Annotated in this window: 19 protein-coding genes; 5 read left to right on the top strand and 14 right to left on the bottom strand. The window is 41.1% G+C overall.

What is annotated here, in order from left to right:
* Positions 1-9: 9 nt before the first annotated feature.
* From J4E06_RS09970 to mnmE, 9 genes are all read right to left on the bottom strand, one after another.
* Positions 10-3,135 (bottom strand): SusC/RagA family TonB-linked outer membrane protein, encoded by a 3,126-nt coding sequence (locus J4E06_RS09970; protein WP_349523758.1) that lies wholly within the window; start codon positions 3,133-3,135, stop codon positions 10-12.
* Between the two features lie 298 nt (positions 3,136-3,433).
* On the bottom strand, positions 3,434-4,084 hold the full coding sequence (locus J4E06_RS09965; protein WP_349523757.1) for a hypothetical protein: 651 nt from the start codon (positions 4,082-4,084) through the stop codon (positions 3,434-3,436).
* Complete coding sequence (locus J4E06_RS09960) at positions 4,081-4,914, bottom strand: ABC transporter permease (RefSeq protein ID WP_349523756.1); 834 nt, start codon at positions 4,912-4,914, stop codon at positions 4,081-4,083. Before J4E06_RS09960 ends, J4E06_RS09965 begins: the two co-directional genes overlap by 4 nt.
* Positions 4,911-5,762 (bottom strand): ABC transporter ATP-binding protein, encoded by an 852-nt coding sequence (locus J4E06_RS09955; protein ID WP_349523755.1) that lies wholly within the window; start codon positions 5,760-5,762, stop codon positions 4,911-4,913. Before J4E06_RS09955 ends, J4E06_RS09960 begins: the two co-directional genes overlap by 4 nt.
* Positions 5,728-6,165 (bottom strand): hypothetical protein, encoded by a 438-nt coding sequence (locus tag J4E06_RS09950; protein WP_349523754.1) that lies wholly within the window; start codon positions 6,163-6,165, stop codon positions 5,728-5,730. The genes J4E06_RS09955 and J4E06_RS09950 overlap by 35 nt, the downstream gene beginning before the upstream one ends.
* 392 nt (positions 6,166-6,557) lie before the next feature.
* Positions 6,558-7,424 (bottom strand): sigma-70 family RNA polymerase sigma factor, encoded by an 867-nt coding sequence (locus J4E06_RS09945; RefSeq protein ID WP_349523753.1) that lies wholly within the window; start codon positions 7,422-7,424, stop codon positions 6,558-6,560.
* An 11-nt stretch (positions 7,425-7,435) separates the two neighbouring features.
* Positions 7,436-8,170: an NYN domain-containing protein gene (locus J4E06_RS09940; RefSeq protein ID WP_349523752.1), complete on the bottom strand. Its 735-nt coding sequence runs from the start codon at positions 8,168-8,170 to the stop codon at positions 7,436-7,438.
* A 4-nt stretch (positions 8,171-8,174) separates the two neighbouring features.
* Positions 8,175-8,369 carry a small ribosomal subunit protein bS21 gene (locus tag J4E06_RS09935; protein ID WP_349523751.1) on the bottom strand — a complete coding sequence of 65 codons (195 nt, stop codon included), beginning with the start codon at positions 8,367-8,369 and terminating at the stop codon, positions 8,175-8,177.
* A gap of 366 nt (positions 8,370-8,735) precedes the next feature.
* Positions 8,736-10,106, bottom strand: coding sequence for a tRNA uridine-5-carboxymethylaminomethyl(34) synthesis GTPase MnmE (gene mnmE, locus J4E06_RS09930; protein WP_349523750.1), 1,371 nt, complete (start codon positions 10,104-10,106; stop codon positions 8,736-8,738).
* An 86-nt stretch (positions 10,107-10,192) separates the two neighbouring features.
* On the opposite strand from mnmE, the gene J4E06_RS09925 reads away from it, so the two are divergent.
* Positions 10,193-10,555, top strand: coding sequence for a DUF4870 domain-containing protein (locus tag J4E06_RS09925; protein WP_349523749.1), 363 nt, complete (start codon positions 10,193-10,195; stop codon positions 10,553-10,555).
* Positions 10,556-10,612: 57 nt separating this feature from the next.
* On the opposite strand, the gene dnaN is transcribed toward J4E06_RS09925, so the two are convergent.
* The 5 genes from dnaN to J4E06_RS09900 form a co-directional block, all read right to left on the bottom strand.
* On the bottom strand, positions 10,613-11,731 hold the full coding sequence (dnaN, locus tag J4E06_RS09920; protein WP_321411538.1) for a DNA polymerase III subunit beta: 1,119 nt from the start codon (positions 11,729-11,731) through the stop codon (positions 10,613-10,615).
* Positions 11,732-11,851: 120 nt separating this feature from the next.
* The gene (gene gldG / locus J4E06_RS09915) at positions 11,852-13,516 is read right to left on the bottom strand and encodes a gliding motility-associated ABC transporter substrate-binding protein GldG (protein ID WP_349523748.1); all 1,665 of its coding nucleotides are present in this window, start codon (positions 13,514-13,516) and stop codon (positions 11,852-11,854) included.
* Positions 13,516-14,247 (bottom strand): gliding motility-associated ABC transporter permease subunit GldF, encoded by a 732-nt coding sequence (gene gldF / locus J4E06_RS09910; RefSeq protein WP_349523747.1) that lies wholly within the window; start codon positions 14,245-14,247, stop codon positions 13,516-13,518. The genes gldG and gldF overlap by 1 nt, the downstream gene beginning before the upstream one ends.
* Positions 14,247-14,549: a putative quinol monooxygenase gene (locus tag J4E06_RS09905; RefSeq protein WP_349523746.1), complete on the bottom strand. Its 303-nt coding sequence runs from the start codon at positions 14,547-14,549 to the stop codon at positions 14,247-14,249. The genes gldF and J4E06_RS09905 overlap by 1 nt, the downstream gene beginning before the upstream one ends.
* Positions 14,550-15,380, bottom strand: coding sequence for an SAM hydrolase/SAM-dependent halogenase family protein (locus J4E06_RS09900; RefSeq protein WP_349523745.1), 831 nt, complete (start codon positions 15,378-15,380; stop codon positions 14,550-14,552).
* Between the two features lie 119 nt (positions 15,381-15,499).
* Here J4E06_RS09900 and J4E06_RS09895 point away from each other — a divergent pair, with 119 nt between their 5' ends.
* The 4 genes from J4E06_RS09895 to J4E06_RS09880 all read left to right on the top strand — a co-directional run bounded on the left by J4E06_RS09895 (position 15,500) and on the right by J4E06_RS09880 (position 19,575).
* The gene (locus J4E06_RS09895; RefSeq protein WP_349523744.1) at positions 15,500-16,459 is read left to right on the top strand and encodes a PhoH family protein; all 960 of its coding nucleotides are present in this window, start codon (positions 15,500-15,502) and stop codon (positions 16,457-16,459) included.
* Positions 16,460-16,466: 7 nt separating this feature from the next.
* Complete coding sequence (locus tag J4E06_RS09890; RefSeq protein ID WP_502877345.1) at positions 16,467-17,420, top strand: phosphoribosylaminoimidazolesuccinocarboxamide synthase; 954 nt, start codon at positions 16,467-16,469, stop codon at positions 17,418-17,420.
* A 145-nt stretch (positions 17,421-17,565) separates the two neighbouring features.
* Positions 17,566-17,829: a DUF4212 domain-containing protein gene (locus tag J4E06_RS09885; protein WP_349523743.1), complete on the top strand. Its 264-nt coding sequence runs from the start codon at positions 17,566-17,568 to the stop codon at positions 17,827-17,829.
* Positions 17,830-17,859: 30 nt separating this feature from the next.
* The gene (locus J4E06_RS09880; protein ID WP_349523742.1) at positions 17,860-19,575 is read left to right on the top strand and encodes a sodium:solute symporter family protein; all 1,716 of its coding nucleotides are present in this window, start codon (positions 17,860-17,862) and stop codon (positions 19,573-19,575) included.
* Positions 19,576-19,638 lie beyond the last annotated feature (63 nt).

Raw genomic sequence — 19,638 nt, 5'->3', positions numbered from 1 at the left:
TTTATTTTTTTAAAAAGTTACGTTCAACCCTAAAGAAATGATTCTCGGAGGATTAAAGTCGTTACCTGAACCTGTTCCAGCTAGGTTAAACTGTGGGTTGAGTCCTTTTCTTTCACTCTTGGTGTAAAGATTTTCCCCAGTAAGTGTTACGCGCAATTGGTCAAGGCCAAGTTGCTTGGCTATCCTGCTTTCAAAGGTATAGCCCAAGTTCACGTTCCTCAATGCCCAGAAAGAGGCATCGGTCAAAAAGCGCTCGGACTGTGTCCTTACCAAGTTCGGATTACCATTTTCCATTCGAGGTACACTGGTGATATCACCTGGTTGTCTCCAAGCGTTCAAGATGTCCGGGTGCAAGGAACTTCCGTAATTTCCACTGTGCATCATGGCGGAGTAGGCATTGTCCAATACGCTACCGCCGATACCGTAGTTGATCAAGAAATCAAAGGAGAAACCTTTGTAACTGATACTGTTGGCCACAGAACCCAAAAGGTCAGGAATGGAGCTGTCACCGGTGTAGGCACGTTCGGTTTCCTGCCAGTCGTTGGTAGTGGCGATTTCACCATTACCATCCAATACGGGAACACTGTCCCCATTCTCATCCAATTCGTATTGGAAGAACAATTGGTCTCCAGTTTGTGGATCAACGCCTGCAGTTCTCAAAATATAGAAATCATAACGTGAACGTCCCTCTTCCCAACGCTTAGATCCATTTACAAATGGATCGGGCAAGCTGGTAATCTCATTTTTAAATGTGGATGCCTGTAAAGTTACATTCCATCTAAAATCATCCCTGTTGAACAGGTTTGCTGTTAGGGCCATTTCCCAGCCGGAGTTGTACATGTCACCGGTGTTGACCGGTACTTCGTTTAGACCATTACTTGGCGCAATGGGCAGGTTGTACAAAAGGTCGGAAGAATTTCTCTTGTAGTACTCTACGGAACCATCCAAGAAGTTGTTGAACAAGGTGAATTCCAAGGCAACATCAAAGTTCTCGATGGTTTCCCACTGCAAGTCCCCATTACCTATATCGGTATAAATAATGGCAGGATTGGCTGCGTTCGAAGTAATCGAGAATCTTGGCTGGGAAAGGAAGAAATCCAATAGGTCATCGTTACCTACCTCACCATAAGAAGCTCTCAATTTCAATTGGTTGACCACTTCAGAACCTTTCAAGAAGTTTTCTTGGTCAATTCTCCAAGAACCACCTACCGAGTAGAACGTACCCCATCGGGTATCAGAATCAAATACCGATGAACCGTCACGTCGAACAGATCCACTGATGTAGTACTTGTTCTTATAGTTGTAGTTAACTCTTGAGAAATAACCTTCAAGGGATTTTCTTTCAGAATAACCGTCCAAGTCCACGATGTTCGAGAAATTAGCATATTCGTAGATACCATTGGCAGCTTGAATGGTTTTCAAACCACTGTTCTCCGTATAAGTATTATCAAAATTTTCGTGACCAGCGGTAATATCTAAGTTGTGGTCGCCGAAGCTCTTGTTATAAGTGATGATCTGGTTAAAGTTCTCCACCTGTCTTCTGCTTCGCTCTTCCCCATACCTTCCGTCAGGTTGGGCATCACCGATTACGGCATTTTCGTATTCTTTTGTAAGACCTTCATTGATATCCCTACCGTAGTTCAATCGTACGCTCAGACCATCAATGATCTCTTGCTCTGCAAAGAAACGGAAACCATAGGTGTTGTTCCTGTTGCGTTCATCGTTCAACAACAGCTCTTGTAGTGCGTGACGTCCTTGACTGATAGGTCTAGAGCCGATATTGTATTCAGGGAAGCCTTCACCACTGTCGAACACAGGGTTACCGAACACATCCCTTACGATATTACCTTGAAGGTCGTTCACATATACAGGATATACGGAACCGATATTCTTGGCAAAACCAAATGGGTTCACAATACTCCCGGTACCAGCAGAGCTAGGTGCTGCAGCTTCGGTAATGGCAATGTTTGCGCTACCTCCAATGGTTAATTTGTCGTTCACATCGAACTCTGCGTTCAAACGTGTGGTAAGACGATTAAAGTTAGAAGTGACCACATAACTATCTTCATCCAAATAAGAGGCTGAGAAGAAAACTTTATGGTCCTCGCCACCACCGGAAACGTTTACGTTGTAGTTCTGACGTACACCTGTTCTTGCTAATTCATCGTACCAGTCAAGGCTTTGATAAAGTACTCTAGCATTCGGATTCAATTGACCATCCGTACCCACAATTTGATCATTGGGCACGTTGAACGGGTTGTATCCCAAATTGTTATAGATATTGGCCGAAGCAAAAGCTGGATCGCCTCCACCTGCACTGGAATTTTTCAAAGCTTCCCACATGGTTTCATAATAATCGCCAGGGGAAAGTTCTGGATAGAAAGGAATGGAAGTGTCCACTAGGCCATACTGCATGGAGGCATTTACCTGAATACCACCTTTTCTACCACTTTTTGTGGTGATGATTACCACACCGTTTGCCGCTCGGGAACCGTATAGGGATGTTGAAGCGGCATCCTTTAGGATGGTGAATGATTCGATATCCTCTTGGTTGATGGTGTTCAGGGCACCTTCGTACTGCACACCGTCCACAATAAAGAGGGGATCGGTGTCACCGTTAAGCGTTCCCACACCACGGATCACGATTCCAGGTGATGAACCAGGACCAGTTGCAGAGGTAAACTGTACCCCTGTGGCACGACCTTCAATGGCGGCTATGGGCGAGGTAACGTTCCTTATGGCAAGGTCTTCGGCCCCTACGACACTCGCAGAACCTGTAAATGCTTCCTTAGTACTAGTACCGTATGCTGTTACGATTACTTCCTCGAGGGCTTGAGCATCTTCTTCAAGCGATACATTGATTACCGATTGGGAACCTACGCTCACCTCTTTGGTTTTTAATCCTAGATATGAAAAAACCAAGGTTTGTCCATTACTAGCAGAGATGGAATAATTTCCATCAAAATCTGTCTGCACTCCATTGGTGGTACCTTTAACGATAACATTCGCACCAGGTAGTGGCAGACCATCAGTCACGGATGTCACCGTTCCTGTGATTGTCCTACTTTGTGCAAACGAGGCCTGCACAAACAACATTAAAAGCAGTACTAAAACTGCATTTGTTTTTGTCTTCATTAGAATGATTTTTGAATTAGTCAGCTGCGAAAATCTTCTTTTTTGGAGTTAAATCCAATAAAATATTGGCAAAACTAAATTTTAACAATATTTGAAAAAAGGATTTTTATTATGAGTTTTATTGATAAAAAATCAATTTATTTTGATAATAAATAAGTATTGATCAATAAAAATTACTAATGGACGAGGTTGATAAAATTAATTAAGAAATGAAAAATGTGATTTTTTAACAAAACTATAAGAGTTGCTTTTTCCGTTAAGAATATTTAACAAACTCAACTTATTTGCGGGGCATCAATCAGTTGATGATATAATTGGATATTTGCAATATGACCTTCCCGGTTTTGGTATCCATGTTACGCATGGTTTTACGGTCTATTTGGGTATCACTTCCCATAAAATTCAGTGGGATTTTAAGCTTTTCCATAGCAAAAAACACCTCTACATAACTCGGTAGAATAGATTGTTTATTTTCATATTCCATGATTAGTTTGTACGTGCCATTTTTTTTGGTCGTAATTTCGGAAGCTGCTATACGTACATTTTTTACATCGAGGTACAACGTGGCAACAGCCATGTCCGAACGATCATCCGTAGGAATAACATTGACGACCTTTACTTCTTTGTTGTTTTTGATTTCAATTCCTCGATTAACCGTGATAAAGGGATGCTCGAACAATTCTGAAAAAGCGAAATCCAGACCACGTTTGGGCAAAACCACAAAATCATTACTGGAAAACTTTGTATCCTTCCCTTTTTTATAGTGCATGGAAGCAAGCTTTGTGGGCATATTAATAAAGGGAGCTTCGAGATCTAGTTGTAGATCGGCAGAAAATTGCACAATAGCGTCCATACGATTCTTGATTCTCATCAAATCGGCATCCATTTCTTGGGCAAGAGTACCTGTAAAATATAGCATCCAAACGAAAAAGCACAATAATCTAATCATCCTATATCCTGTTTTTTAAAAAGATAAACCCCAATAACAGCGGCTACGCCCGTGTAAACTATCAGCAGTAAGTTATCAAATAAAATGGATGGAAAATTTAGTTGATAATCAAAGAACCGTTGCCACGAATTGGTAAGTTTTGGAAAAAAGTAACGTTCCATCTGCCCAAGACCAAAATCGGCTTTTAAGAGCAAGGAACTTAGAATAAGAAAGAATGCCGAAGCAATCCACGTTTTGGCAGGATCTTTTAAAAGAATTCCAAGAGTAACGCTCACAGTGGTAAAAAAAATCATACTTAATGTTCCAGATCCAAAAGCAAAACAAATACGTTTAAAAGCTTCTTCGGACGGAAAGAAGTTAAGGGTGCCCAAATAGACTACTAAATCCCCATTGCCAAATATGCTGTAAGCCAATGCAAAGGTGGTGCTCATAAGTAGTAATAGCACGGTTAGCGTGAAAATCAATGAAGTTAAGTATTTTGCCGTAATCAACTGCCATTTGCTCACTGCCTGAAGCATGATTGTTTTCAACGTACCGTTTTTATACTCTTCGGTAATCAAGGCCGAACTCACGATCATAAGGATTAGGGGCAGGTTAAACCATAGGGAATTTAATATAATGTAAATCAGCAAATTTCCATTTAAGAGATTGCCCTCAAAATAGAAAGATTGTTTCAAGTTATCCAGCAGCAGGTCCAAAATCGTGGTTCCTTGGTAATAGGCTGCGAAAAGGATGATCAATTCAATCAAAAGTACGGCTCCAATGGCGTACCAGGTCTTACTTTCCTTGAACAACTTAAACAATTCAGCTTTTAGCAGGGGCAGCATCATTTAGGGGAGGGGGTTAAAAGTTGTTCCAGTGTTATTTCTGGAACACAAGATGTTACTTGATAACCACTTTGTAATAGGTTCTGGAGTATGTCCGGCATTAGTTGTCCACTACATTGTAAAGTTGCCTTGTCTTTTTCGGTATCAATTGCATAGGGTTGAATAGCTTCTGCCTCGTTTATATTGACAGCGGATATGCTATAAAAGTTTATATGTTCGTCAATCAATTCTTGGGTGCTACCTTGGTTTACAATTTCCCCATCATCAATAACGTAAAGAAAATCGCAACATTTATACAGTTCGGCCATAAGGTGCGAAGAAATAAGGATGGCAATGTTTTGACGGGCAAGGTTTTTTATTAGTTTAATCAACGAAGCTACACCGGTAGGGTCAAGTCCGGAAAAAGGTTCGTCCAAAATCAGTATTTCAGGTTGGTTGAGCAAGGCAATGGCTATGCCCAAGCGTTGCTTCATTCCCATGGAAAAATTTCGAACAGGGTCTTTACGGTCCAAGGGCAATCCAACTTCCTTAAGATAATTTTCCAAAGATTTTTTGTCGGTGGGCGCTCCTTGAATCTGTGCAAATATTTTTAGGTTTTCATAAGCATTCAAATACTTATATAAGCCCGGCTCCTCGATAACGGCTCCAATCGGCTTAGCGCATTTGGACATAATGTTCACCGTACCTGAATCGGGGGTGACCAATCCGCATAGAATCTTGAACAAAGTTGTTTTGCCAGCACCGTTTCTGCCTAAAAGTCCACTAACAAGCCCTGGTTTAAGGTGAATTGAGGCATTGGACAAGGCAGCTACGTTGTTATACGATTTGCTCAGCTGTTTTGCTTCTAACATCGGCCGGTATTTTGTGGGCATTTCTAAATTGAAATTTTGGCTCGTAATACTTCTCCAGAAAGGTCCTGGACCAAAAATGTTTTTTAAAAGGGAATAATGGGTCCTGAATCATAAATTGCGGTACAAAATGGAACCATTTTATACCGGATTTTCTGAAATGTTCTTTTATTTTATCCTCTATGCCCAATTCTTTTGCGGCTGTGGTAAGTGCCATGCGTTGACATTTGCTCCCTTTGTAATAATCCACGATTTTAGGGGAAAATCCGTGTTGAAACAAGTGATCTTTAAACCTTTTGTAATTTTGGATGCGCGACCAAATGTCCATAGAGACCAAAAAAATATGGATAAAGGAAAACATTAGGGACCATAACCAAAAACCAATCACCCAAAGCGGTTTCTCCATGTAAGCTTTTTGAAACATTGCGCAATAAAAAATCGTTTCAAGAACAAAAAGAAATAAAGCACCGTAAAGCAGTTTGCCTACGTTCCAGTAGGAAACAAAAATGCTGGGTTGCCTGGGTAAATCAATAAATTGCATTGCAGTATGGGTGCTGTTACTACAATTATAGCAATTATTCGGTTACGAGCTGCTGTTGATGAACTACGAATTTTTATTTTCCTTAATTGAATGTCCGTAATGTGTCATAATATCACTAACGTAACCCTGAACTTGATTCAGGGTCACGTGAAGATGCTTATATTCTGCAGAATGAGATGTTGAAACAAGTTCAACATGAAGCCAAAACACCCATTATAACATTAAACGTATAATCAGTTCCTTAACAATTGGCTGCATTATTCCAAATATTCCTTCAATAGCCCAACTTTGGAGGAGTTCCTTAACCGAGCCAAAGCTTTCACCTTGATTTGTCTGACCCTTTCGGTCGTCAATTCTAAATTAAGGGCAATTTGTTCTAGGCCCATCGTATCCTTGGCACCAATTCCAAAGTACATTTTAATAATGAAAGCCTCACGATAGGGAAGCATTTCCAAAACATCATCTATTTCCAATCCCAATGAACCTTTGAGCAAGTTTTGGTCTGGATTAATGCTGTCATCCGAATGCATAATATCGTGCAAGTTAAAGCCATCTTCCCCAACTTTTAATGATTCGTCCATGGATATGGGCCACGATGAGTGCTTTAAACAAAGTTTAATTTCCGACAAAGAAGAATCGATCAATTCTGATATTTCTTCTGCCGTGGGAGGTCTCTGATTAACTTGCTCAAAATGGGAGGAGGCCCGATTTATTTTATTGATGACATTGATTTTGTTCAGCGGCAACCTCACCATTCTGGATTTTTCGGAAAGTGCCTGAATAATGCCCTGGCGAATCCACCAAACTGCATAGGAAATAAATTTGAAGCCCCGCGTTTCATCAAATTTTGTAGCCGCTTTTACCAGGCCAAGATTCCCCTCATTGATAAGGTCGTGAAGATTCATGCCCCTTGATTGGTATTGTTTGGCTACCGAAACCACAAATCGAAGATTGGATCGTACCAATTTTTCCAATGCGGGAACGTCACCATTTCGGATTCGAACGGCTAGCTCAACCTCTTCTTCCTCCGTAATCATCGGAATACGGGCAATATCGTTAAGATATCTGGTAAGGGAGGGGGTGTCCCTTTTGGTAATCTGTTTTGATATGGCTAGAGGTCTCATCGGCGTTATTATTAGGTTCTTGTCCTTACATAAATAAGGTTCCCATTGCCCTTAGGGTTTTTTCTGGAACCGATTTCAATTTGATTCAATGATTTCACCAAAGGCGTCAACTTTCGAAAACCATAGTTTCTTGCATCAAAATTGGGCTGTTTTTTTTGAAGGAGGGTGCCCACTTCGCCCAAGAATGCCCAACCTTCCTCATCTTCCACATCTGCTATGGTGGTCAATATCAGGTCGATCACCTTCGGGGTAATTTTGTCGACTTTGTTTTTATCGTTCTTCTGCGGTGCGTTGGATTCTCCCAAATGGGGTTTTTGTAGAATTTCCAGATAAATGAACTTATCGCAGGAAACGATAAATGGATCAGGGGTTTTTCGCTCCCCAATACCGAACACGGTCATTCCTGCTTCTCGCAGGCGTATGGCAAGTCTTGTAAAATCACTGTCGCTGGACACCAAGGCAAACCCATTTACCTTGCCAGAATAGAGAATGTCCATCGCATCGATGATCATGGCACTGTCCGTGGAATTCTTCCCAGTGGTATATCCGTATTGTTGAACCGGGGTGATGGCATTTTTTAATAGGACATCTTTCCATTTTATCAAACTTGGTTTAGTCCAATCCCCATAAATTCTCTTAATGCTGGGGTTACCATATTTTGCAATCTCCTCCAACATCTCTTTGACATATTTGGAAGGAATATTATCGCCATCGATTAAGACGGCTAGGTTTAAATCTTTATCCATAAAATTACTCCTCGTTCTTTTTCAGGTACTCATTTTTGTAGACGGCCTTTGCGAGAAGCTCTCTTTTCTCCTTGGATTTTTTGGTAAATTCTTGATTGTTCCTAATGTTTTTTAGTTGTTTAGTGTTTCGAACTTTGTTTCTGTATCTTTTCAAAGCTCTTTCTATGTTCTCACCAGGAACCAATTTAATTTTTAGCATATCTTATATTTAATTTATTCTTTTGAATACGGCCATAGAACGACGCTTTTTTCTAAAGCATAGTGTTCTTCCAAAGAAATACATAGTAATTCCTTGACCAGTAGAATTTTAGACTTTGGCCTCACTGGCCTTTGATGAGGATATTGTTACAAGCAAAAAATAGTAAGAAACGACCCTGAATAATTGGAAATTAGTAACAGTGGGCCATCTTTTTATTTTAAGGATTGGAGCAATCGTTGTCCTTAATACATAATGGAATGTAAAGGAAAGGATTTAAATTGAGAGTAAAACCGTTTATTTGGTTTATTTTAAATCAAGTCTCTCCGTTTTTAGTTGACAACAAACTAATTGGAGTGTACGGTTTGATTACTTTCCAATGCAAAAATTTGAAAATATGTTACCCAATAGGTCATCGGTGGTAACACTTCCCGTGATTTCTCCCAAATGATATAAGGCTTGACGGATATCAATGGCCATTAAATCGCTGGAGAGTTCCATATCCAAACCTTCTTTTACTTTTTGGATTTCTTCCAGTGCCTTCAATAGGGCGTCGTAGTGCCTGCTATTGGTAATGATAGTGGTGTCTCCGCTCAATGCTCCTGAGTCCACCAAAGCAAGGAGTCTGCTTTCCAATTCGGAAATACCTTCTTTATATTTTGCGGAAAGAAAAAGTACGTTGGGTATTTCAGACTCAATTTTTTCCTTCTGATTTGGATTTAAGAGATCCATTTTATTGCAGATGGGCAACAATTGTTTGTTGGGATAACGTTGCTGTATTTGTTCCAATTCAGTTTTGTTAAAATCCATTCCGTCAAACAGATAAATTATGAGGCGGGCTTTTTCAATTTTGTCAAAGGTTCGTTCGATGCCTATCTTCTCTACAACATCTACCGTCTCACGGATTCCGGCGGTATCAATAAATCGAAAACCAATGCCTTTAATGCTGATATGGTCCTCGACCGTATCTCGCGTGGTACCAGCGATTTCACTAACGATGGCTCTTTCCTCGTTCAACAAAACATTGAGCAAGGTTGATTTACCAACGTTGGGCTGCCCTACAATAGCTACAGGAATTCCATTTTTGATTACATTACCTAGGGCAAAGGAATCAATTAATTTTTTAAGAACGTTACTGATTTTGGTAAGCAATTCGTTGAACTGGGTTCTATCCGCAAACTCCACATCTTCTTGGGAAAAATCGAGTTCCAGTTCAATAAGCGAAGCGAAATTCAGCAGTTCTTGTCGCAGTTCTTGTATTTCATTGCTGAACCCACCGCGCATCTGTTGCATAGCAATATCGTGGGCTGCTTCGCTATCGCTAGCGATAAGGTCGGCCACAGCTTCAGCCTGACTCAAATCCATTTTGCCATTAAGGAATGCCCTCAACGTATATTCGCCAGCAGATGCAGCACGACAGCCATTCCTCAGTAATAATTGAATAATCTGTTGTTGGATAAAAGGGGAACCGTGACAAGAAATCTCCACTACATTTTCACCTGTATAGGAATGTGGCCCTTTAAAAATGGACACCAACGCCTCATCCAGAATTTTATCACCATCGACAATATTTCCCAAATGGATGGTATGGCTTTTCTGTTCCACCAACTTTTTATCTTTAATGGACTTGAACAACTTATCCACTAAGATTATGGCATCTTGTCCTGAAACGCGGATTACAGCAATGGCCCCTGTTCCTGAGGGTGTTGCCAAAGCTACGATGTTATCTGTATACGACATGGGCACAAAAGTACAAATTAGCTGGTGTTTGTAACATTTTTAGTGATTTGTACACTAATAAGTTGAATCATCAAAATCAATCAAAAATGGAAGTTATAAATCAAAAAGCGGTCAGAACAGACAATACCTTGTTGGCCGTGACGCATCTTACACAACTGTTATCGTATGTAACCGGCTTCGGGAGCCTTATTGTTCCCTTGATTATTTGGTTGTCATCCAAAGATAAAGTCGAAGGAATGAACGAGCACGGAAAAGCCATTATAAATTTTCAAATTAGTCTGATACTTTACATCATCATCAGCATTCCTGCCATTTTACTTTTGGGCTTGGGCATACTAGGCTTGATAGGAGTGGGGATACTTGGATTTATATTGCCCATTGTTAATGCGGTAAAAGCATCGAATGGGGAATCACCGTCTTATTTTATGACGATTAGGTTTATATCGTAAATCAAAAAAGCTGGAACAAATTGCTCCAGCTTTTTCAATTATGATTGGGTAGTTAATTTAGTTGTTCAGCATCACCGGCATTACCAACATAGTAACATGCTCACCTTCATCCAGTCCATCAATAGGAGTAAGGATGCCCGCTCTGTTGGGTAAGCTCATTTCCAATGATACTTCGTCCGAAGATAAATTGTTCAACATTTCCAATAAAAATCTGGAGTTGAAACCAATCTGCATATCATCTCCTTGATACGAACAGGACAATCTTTCTTCAGCTTTGTTGCTGTAATCCACATCTTCTGCAGAAATATTCAATTCTGCGCCAGCAACTTTTAAACGTATTTGGTGTGTGGTTTTGTTGGAGAAAATAGAAACCCTGCGCACAGAACTCTGAAACTGGTTTCTAGCAATCGTTAATTTGTTTGGGTTTTCTTTTGGAATAACCGCTTCGTAGTTTGGGTATTTTCCGTCAATCAAACGACAAACCAATTCTGTGTTATCGAAATAGAACTTGGCGTTGCTATCGTTGTATTCGATGGTAACTTCAGATTCTGAACCTGCCAAAATACCTTTTAAAAGGGTTAATGGTTTTTTCGGCATAATGAATTCTGCTACTTCGGAAGCTGAAACATCTTGTCGCTGATATTTTACAAGTTTATGGGCATCTGTGGCCACAAAGGTCAGATTCTCTGGAGAAAACTGGAAAAACACACCGCTCATCACCGGACGAAGGTCATCGTTTCCTGCAGCGAAAATGGTTTTGTTAATAGCTGTTGCCAAAATATCGCCCAATAGGGTAGTGGAGCTCGGGTTGGAGACTTCCACTGCTTTTGGGAATTCAGCACCATCGGCATATGCCAAGGCATATTTACCGTGGTTAGAGCTGATTTCCACCGTATTGTTATCCTCAACAACAAAAGTCAAAGGCTGTTCAGGGAATGTTTTCAAAGTATCCAAAAGCAAACGAGCAGGAACGGCAATAGTTCCCTCAGAATCGGAATCCACTTCCAAAACCGTACTCATCGTAGTTTCCAAGTCGGAAGCGGAAACGGTTAGTTTACTTTCTTTAAGGTCGAACAAAAAATTGTCCAGAATGGGCAAGGTGTTGCTGTTGTTGATAACTCCTCCCAAAACCTGAAGCTGTTTCAATAAATATGTGCTGGATACAATAAACTTCATCAACGAAATACTTTAGTATAGTTGCTTTTTTAGCAATTTTCCCTTTGTAAAGGGTATGTAAAATCAATAAAAACAAATATATCCCAAATGGATTTAGCAGAGAAACAAATTTATTAACAGTTAGGCGGTAAACTTGCGCTTTCTGTAGTAGCTGAAAAACAGGCCGAACAATAAGGTTAAAACCACTGGAAATCCAATGTTTACAAGCTGCCACTTGGTTTTTTGTTCTGCTATTTTTTTGACATCCAAGAGTGGAATGGATACTTTCTTGTTTCGAATGTTAATAAGCCCCGTATTGTCCAAGAGGTAATTTGTGCTGTTCATCATGAATTCCTTGTTGCCATAGAAGCTGTTGGTCCATTTATCATAACCCAATTCCAAGGGTCTGCCATTACGTAATTGGTTCTTGATCACATCGCCATCGGAGATTACGATCATTTTGTTTTCGGGGCCTTCTTCCAAAGTATTTTGAAGTTTGAGCGGTTTCACCCTGTTCTTGTACATGGAGGTGAAACTCCCTTCAATAAGCACAGCAAGGGGCAGATTGCCATTGTTGTAGGTTTCCCGATCGGGTTGTTGATTGATCATATCCAAACTCACCACCCTAGGGATTCCATCGGTTTTGGAAAGTGGCGAACTCTGCAACAAGATGGTCTTCCGATAATCGTTTTCCAATACGTCCATTGGACTTGTAAACTGAAATCGAACTGCCTCAATATTCGTGTTGATTGGGTGGTTGTTCTGCGAAAAAACCATCGGATAATAAAACCAAGGCAGTGGATTGTACTGGGAATCGTTTCCCTCGCCAGAAGCCAAAACAATTTGGGTAAAATAAAGGTCGTTGACCAAAACGGGATTGATTCTGACCCCATATTTAAAAAATAAATCCTTCAAATTAAGGTCTCTGGGAATGGCAATGGCCTCGCCGCCGCCGGCATAAATGCTGTCCATTTCCATATTCACTTGATCCACCATCCAAATGGATTTACCCCCTTGCACCATATATTGATCCATCACATATTTTTCTTGGTCGGTAAATGCCTCTGTTGGCTTCGCAATGATGGCCAAATCAAAACTTTTGAGTTGATCCAATACATTTTGGGGATTGGTAGCTACCGAATCCAACGTAATGGCACCTATGTTGTAATAATCCCGAATCGTGGTCAGGTAATCGGCGATGTAAATATCATCTAGTTGGCCATTTCCTTTGATGACCGCAATGCTCTTTTTTTCTTCAATGCTCAATTTGGTAAAGGCATCGGCAAAGGCATATTCCAATTGCTGTACCGAATTGTTGATGCGATCCTCAGCCGTGGAACCCAATTTGTTTTTAAGTAATGGCACTTTTACGGTCTGGTCGTTAAAATTTACCATAGCCCAGGGGAAGACCAGTTCGTTGGATACTTTCCCGTTTTCCTCAACGGTAACATTGGCGGGCTGTAATCCCAAGCCTTGCAACTGAGCAACAGTTTCTTGTGGATTTTCGGTCCCTGCCAAAGGGTCCACCAAATTATATTTGATGTTACTGTTTTTTGACCCGAAGGATTCCAACAATTGAATGGTTTCAGCTTTCAATTTGGAGAACTCTGCAGGAATGTTTCCATCCAACAATACATCTACGATAACGGGTGTTTCAAATTTTTGGGCCACTTCAACGGCGGGTTCGGAGAGTGTATAGCGTTTGTCTTCGGTAAGGTCGAAACGGGTATAGACAAAACTGGCCAATAGGTTGATGACCACCACGGCCACAATCACTTTTACGATGGATACAAAAAACTTCCCCATTACCTTGGCAATTGTTTTAAACGTTGAAAAGTGAGATACAAAAACAACAATGTCAATGAAATAAAGTAAATTAAATCACGGGTGTCTATCACACCTCTTGCAATACTATCAAAATGTGATTTTGCCCCGAGTGACTGAATGGTTTGTTGCGTTTCGCCGTTCGAAAATAAAGAAGAAGTGGCATCAAAACCATTAAAAATCAGGAAACATATCAAAACCCCCACCAAAAAGGCAATGATTTGATTATCCGATAGCGTAGAAGCAAATATCCCGATGGAGGTATAACACGCCATCAAAAATAATAATCCAAAGTAAGAGCCCAATACTACGCCAAGGTCAAAATTGCCTTCTACCATTCCCAGCCCAGAGATGGCAAAAACGTACACTATGGTTGGAATAACGGCAATCACGCACAAAAGAAAGGCACCCCAAAATTTCCCGAGCACCAATTTCCAAATAGAGATGGGTTTGATCAATAACAATTCCAACGTGCCCATTTTTCGTTCTTCGGAAAAACTCTTCATCGTGATGGCGGGCACCAAAAAGATAAAAATCCAGGGAGCCAACAAAAAGAAGTTGCTCAAATCGGCAAAGCCGTAGTCAAAAATATTGTATTCGCCCTTGAAGACCCATAGAAAAAGTCCATTGAGCAATAAAAACGACCCCACGATCAAATAACCGATGGGCGATGTAAAAAAAGACCGTACCTCTCTCTTAAAAATTGCGAACATTAAGATGGGTTTGTTGATTGAATTTTATGAACGCTCCAAGCTTCGGGTTTATCGGAGAACAATTTTTTGGTATTGCTCCACACCCCTTTAAAGAAATCCGATTTTCTATAGTTGTCCAGATGCGCTTCCGTATCCCAAAAACTATAGGTGAAAAAAATGCTGGAATTATTGATGTCCTGATACAACTCTACCATATTACACCCTTCAAAAGACAAGATGCCATTTTTAGATTCTTCAAAGATTCGCTCAAAACTAGCAATATTTTCGGGTTTAAAAGTCAGTTTTACAATGCGTATCAACATTTAAAGGAAATTTACGGTTACGGTATCCCTGTAATTGAGTCCAAGTAGGGAGGATGCCCCTCCAACTGAATTCAAATCACTTTTATAAATCGCAAGCTCAATAAAGCCCGCAGAATTGAACAGGGCAAGTGCATCTCCGGGGCCCTTGCGTTGGTTTCGTTCCAGATTATAATTGATGATGCCATTATAGCTTTGATGCACCTGTCGTATTTTGGTGGTTCTCGCGATAATTTCAAAATCACGTCCGCTTCGGTAAGCTTCAAACAGGCTTTTTTGAATGTTGGTGACCACGTTTCCGTAGTTATCAATATAAATTACATTGCCTGTTATGGTCTTGCCTTCGTTGGTGATTCGTGGTTCAAAATCGCGTAGTTCTTTTAAACGCTCCAAAGGTTTGCCGATAACCTCCAGTTTACCGCCACGTGCAATATGGCAGGCCACCTGTACGAATATATTGAGCACGGGAAAAGCACTAGTCTCCGCATTCGGCAAATTGATTTCCACCACTTTTTCGGGTTGTACCTCAGAAGTTATCAAGGAAATGACACCGCTATTGGCACTCACAAAATAATGACCATCCACCTGAACAACGATATGCTCGTTTTCTGGCGAAATCTCTGAATCCACACCAACTATATGGACCGTTCCCTTCGGGAACGAGTGGTAGGCATTCCTTAGGATATAAGCGCATTCTTGGATATTGAAAGGACTTATGGCGTGCGAAATATCAACAACGGAAATATCGGGGATATTGCTCAGTATTGCCCCTTTCACAGCCCCAACAAAGTGGTCCTTATATCCAAAATCTGTAGTTAAGGTTATAATGGCCATGCAATACTGTTGATATGTTTTTCCGTGTTCAAATCGATTTTTAGTTAAGTTTGTTTGTAAAATTAGTCAAAAAAGAAAGAATAAAATTCTTCAAAAACAACTGTAACACCTCACATTTTTTGAACGAACTTGTAATAGAACTTACGGAAATCAGTCCCCAGGAATTTTTTGGACAACAAAATGCCAACATTGAGCTACTGAAAAAATACTTTCCAAAGCTTAAGATTGTGGCAAGGGGAAACAAGATAAAAGTATTTGGAGACGAAGAACTTTTGGAAGAGTTCGATAAGCGCTTTGATGAGCTGACCAATCAGTTTGCCAAATACAATAAGCTCGATGAAAATATGATCGAGCGGATACTCACCAGCACAAGTAAAGCGGATTACACTTCTTCCTCCAGCAGTGGGGATGTTTTGGTACACGGCGTGAGCGGCAGGTTGATCAAGGCTCAGACTGCCAACCAAAGACGTATGGTGGATGCCACCAAAGTGAACGATATGGTCTTTGCCATTGGCCCAGCAGGAACAGGAAAAACCTATACGGGAGTCGCTTTGGCCGTAAAGGCACTGAAAGAAAAACAAGTACGGCGGATTATTTTGACCCGTCCCGCAGTGGAAGCAGGGGAGAACCTCGGATTTTTACCGGGTGACCTTAAGGAAAAGCTAGATCCGTATATGCAACCTTTGTACGATGCCCTTCGGGATATGATTCCTTCGGAAAAATTGGAAAAATACATTGAGGACGGTACCATTCAAATTGCTCCGATGGCCTTTATGCGAGGTCGTACTTTGGACAATGCCTTCGTTATTTTGGACGAGGCCCAGAACACCACCCACGCCCAAATGAAAATGTTTTTGACCCGTATGGGCAAGAACGCGAAGTTTTTGTTGACAGGCGACCCTGGCCAGATTGATTTACCACGTAGGGTGATATCGGGGCTAAAGGAAGCTTTGCTTATTTTGAAGAATGTGGATGGTATCAGTATTATTTATTTGGATGATAAAGATGTAATCCGACACAAATTGGTGAAAAAAGTGATTGATGCTTATCAGAACATAGAGCACCAAAATCAATTCTAACACAATTATGGGAATGAATACGCTGATGTCCACGGATTTTAACTTTCCTGGGCAAAAATCTGTTTATAAAGGAAAGGTAAGAGAGGTTTATACCTTGGACAACGATATTTTGGTAATGGTGGCCACGGACCGTTTGTCAGCCTTTGATGTGGTAATGCCCAAAGGAATTCCATATAAAGGCCAAATATTGAACCAAATTGCCACCAAAATGATGGAGGCAACCGCAGACATAGTTCCCAATTGGTTGATGGCAACCCCAGACCCCAACGTGGCCGTCGGGAAAGCTTGTGAACCCTTTAAAGTGGAAATGGTCATCCGAGGCTATATGTCCGGCCACGCTGCCCGTGAATACAAGGCAGGGAAAAGATTGCTCTGTGGTGTTCCGATGCCCGAGGGAATGAAGGAGAATGATAAGTTTCCAGAACCTATCATCACACCTGCTACCAAAGCGGAAAAAGGAGATCATGATGAGGACATTTCCAAAGAAGATATTTTAAAGCGGGACATAGTTTCCAAAGATGACTACGAAGTGTTGGAAAAATATACCCGTGCCCTTTTCCAAAGAGGAACAGAAATAGCGGCCAAAAGAGGATTGATTTTGGTGGATACCAAATATGAATTCGGGAAAACGAAAGATGGGGAAATTGTATTGATCGATGAGATTCACACTCCAGATTCATCACGCTATTTTTATGCTGATGGGTATGAAGAGCGTCAAGAAAAAGGAGAGTCTCAAAAACAATTGTCCAAGGAGTTTGTGAGACAATGGCTCATTTCCAATGGTTTTCAAGGCTTGGAAGGTCAGTCCGTTCCCGAAATGTCGGATGAGTACATCGAATCGGTATCCAACCGCTATATCGAACTCTATGAGAATATTACAGGAGATACCTTTGTGAAAGCTGATGTTTCTAACCTTCAGGAACGCATCTTGACCAATGTAAAAGCATATATGTCAAAATAACCGCCAGAGACTTGTTATCTAACCAATAAATGAAAGGGGATTCTGTGAATTCCCTTTTTTTATTGCTTGTTTGTTCATATTTGTTTAATCAATTTTGATATATTGATGCCGCGCAATTTCAAATAACTAAACCAACCAATACGATATGTCCGAAAAACAAAAAAAAGCAACCGCCTATTGGAGGGAGAACATCAGATATTTGGTCATCCTTTTGATGATATGGTTTCTGGTTTCCTACGGAGCAGGAATCCTTTTTAAAGATGCATTGAACAACATTCGAATAGGCGGATTTAAAATAGGGTTTTGGTTCGCACAACAAGGCTCCATCTACGTTTTTGTCATACTCATTTTTGTATACGTACGCCTCATGAACAAATTGGACAAGAAATACGGCTACAACGAGGAATAAATCAATCCCAACTGAATAAAACCACAACTAATGAGTGATGTACAAATTTGGACCTATGTGCTGGTCGCATTGTCCTTTGGTCTCTATATAGGAATTGCCATCTGGTCGAGAGCCGGTTCCACAAAAGAATTTTATGTAGCTGGTGGAGGAGTTTCCCCATTGGCCAATGGAATGGCTACGGCAGCAGACTGGATGTCGGCGGCTTCTTTTATCTCCATGGCGGGAATCATATCCTTTGCCGGTTATGATGGTGCCGTATATTTAATGGGATGGACAGGAGGCTATGTGCTTTTGGCGCTGCTATTGGCACCCTACCTAAGAAAGTTCGGAAAATTTACCGTGCCCGATTTTATCGGAGAGCGCTATTATTCCAAAACAGCCCGTGTTGTGGCGGTCATCTGCGCCCTTATCGTTTCCTTTACCTATGTGGCCGGACAAATGCGCGGCGTAGGCATTGTGTTTTCGCGATACTTGGAAGTTGATATCAATACAGGTGTAGTTATCGGAATGGTGATTGTGCTGTTCTATGCCGTACTCGGTGGGATGAAGGGAATCACCTATACCCAAGTGGCACAATATTGTGTGTTGATATTTGCCTTTATGGTGCCCGCAATCTTTATTTCCATTCAGATGACGGGAAACCCAATTCCACAACTTGGTTTTGGCGACACCTTATCCGATGGTTCCGGAACCTATCTTTTGGATAAATTGGATGGTCTTTCCACGGAACTTGGCTTTGCAGCCTATACGGATGGTTCAAAAAGTACGATTGATGTCTTTGCCATTACCCTCGCCTTGATGGTCGGTACCGCTGGATTACCGCACGTAATCGTTCGCTTTTTTACGGTAAAACGAGTGCGTGATGCCAGAAAATCGGCAGGTTTGGCCTTGTTGTTCATTGCGATTCTGTATACCACAGCACCTGCCGTAGCCGTTTTTGCCAGAACCAATCTTATTGAAACGGTTAGTGGGAAAGAGTACGATAATATGCCCGAATGGTTCAGCCGTTGGGAAAAAACAGGACTCATTGCCCATGAAGATAAAAACGGTGATGGGAAAATTCAATATGTGGCTGCACCGGAAATAAACGAGTTGACAGTTGACCGGGATATTATGGTACTGGCCAATCCGGAGATTGCCGATTTACCGGCATGGGTCATCGGTTTGATTGCCGCCGGAGGATTGGCCGCAGCTTTGTCGACAGCCGCGGGATTATTACTGGTGATTTCTTCTTCGGTTTCTCATGATTTGATTAAAAACGTATTAAAACCAGACCTCTCAGAAAAGCAAGAACTTTGGGCTGCCCGAATTTCTGCAGCGTTAGCTGTTGTTGTTGCCGGATACTTTGGAATCAATCCGCCCGGTTTTGTGGCTGCGGTAGTTGCTTTGGCCTTTGGCCTTGCAGCAGCATCGTTCTTTCCAGCCATTATTTTGGGGATTTTCTACAAAAAGATGAACAGCAAAGGAGCCATATCGGGAATGATTGTAGGTCTTTGCCTGATGCTTTTCTACATGCTGAAATTTAAGTTTGGAATTTTTGACGGCGGAAAGGAAGCTGTCGGAAACCTTCAAGAAAGTTGGTGGTTTGGTATTTCGCCAGAAGGTTTTGGAACCGTAGCGATGCTTGTCAACTTTATTGTGGCCATTGTGGTGAATCAATTTACAGCTGAACCACCTGAAGAAGTGCAGGAAATTGTTGAAAATATTCGTGTCCCCAACCAAGCTGGCAAAGCATCTGAACATTAAAATGACTGTGAAATGGCTTTCTTTTTCCTTATTTTTAAAGCATCATAAAATTTAATTACACAT

This window comes from Allomuricauda sp. NFXS6 (assembly GCF_040148835.1).
Taxonomy (GTDB): Bacteria; Bacteroidota; Bacteroidia; order Flavobacteriales; family Flavobacteriaceae; genus Flagellimonas.
Note: the sequence above shows the minus strand (reverse complement) of the source record. Positions and strands in the feature narration are given on the sequence as shown.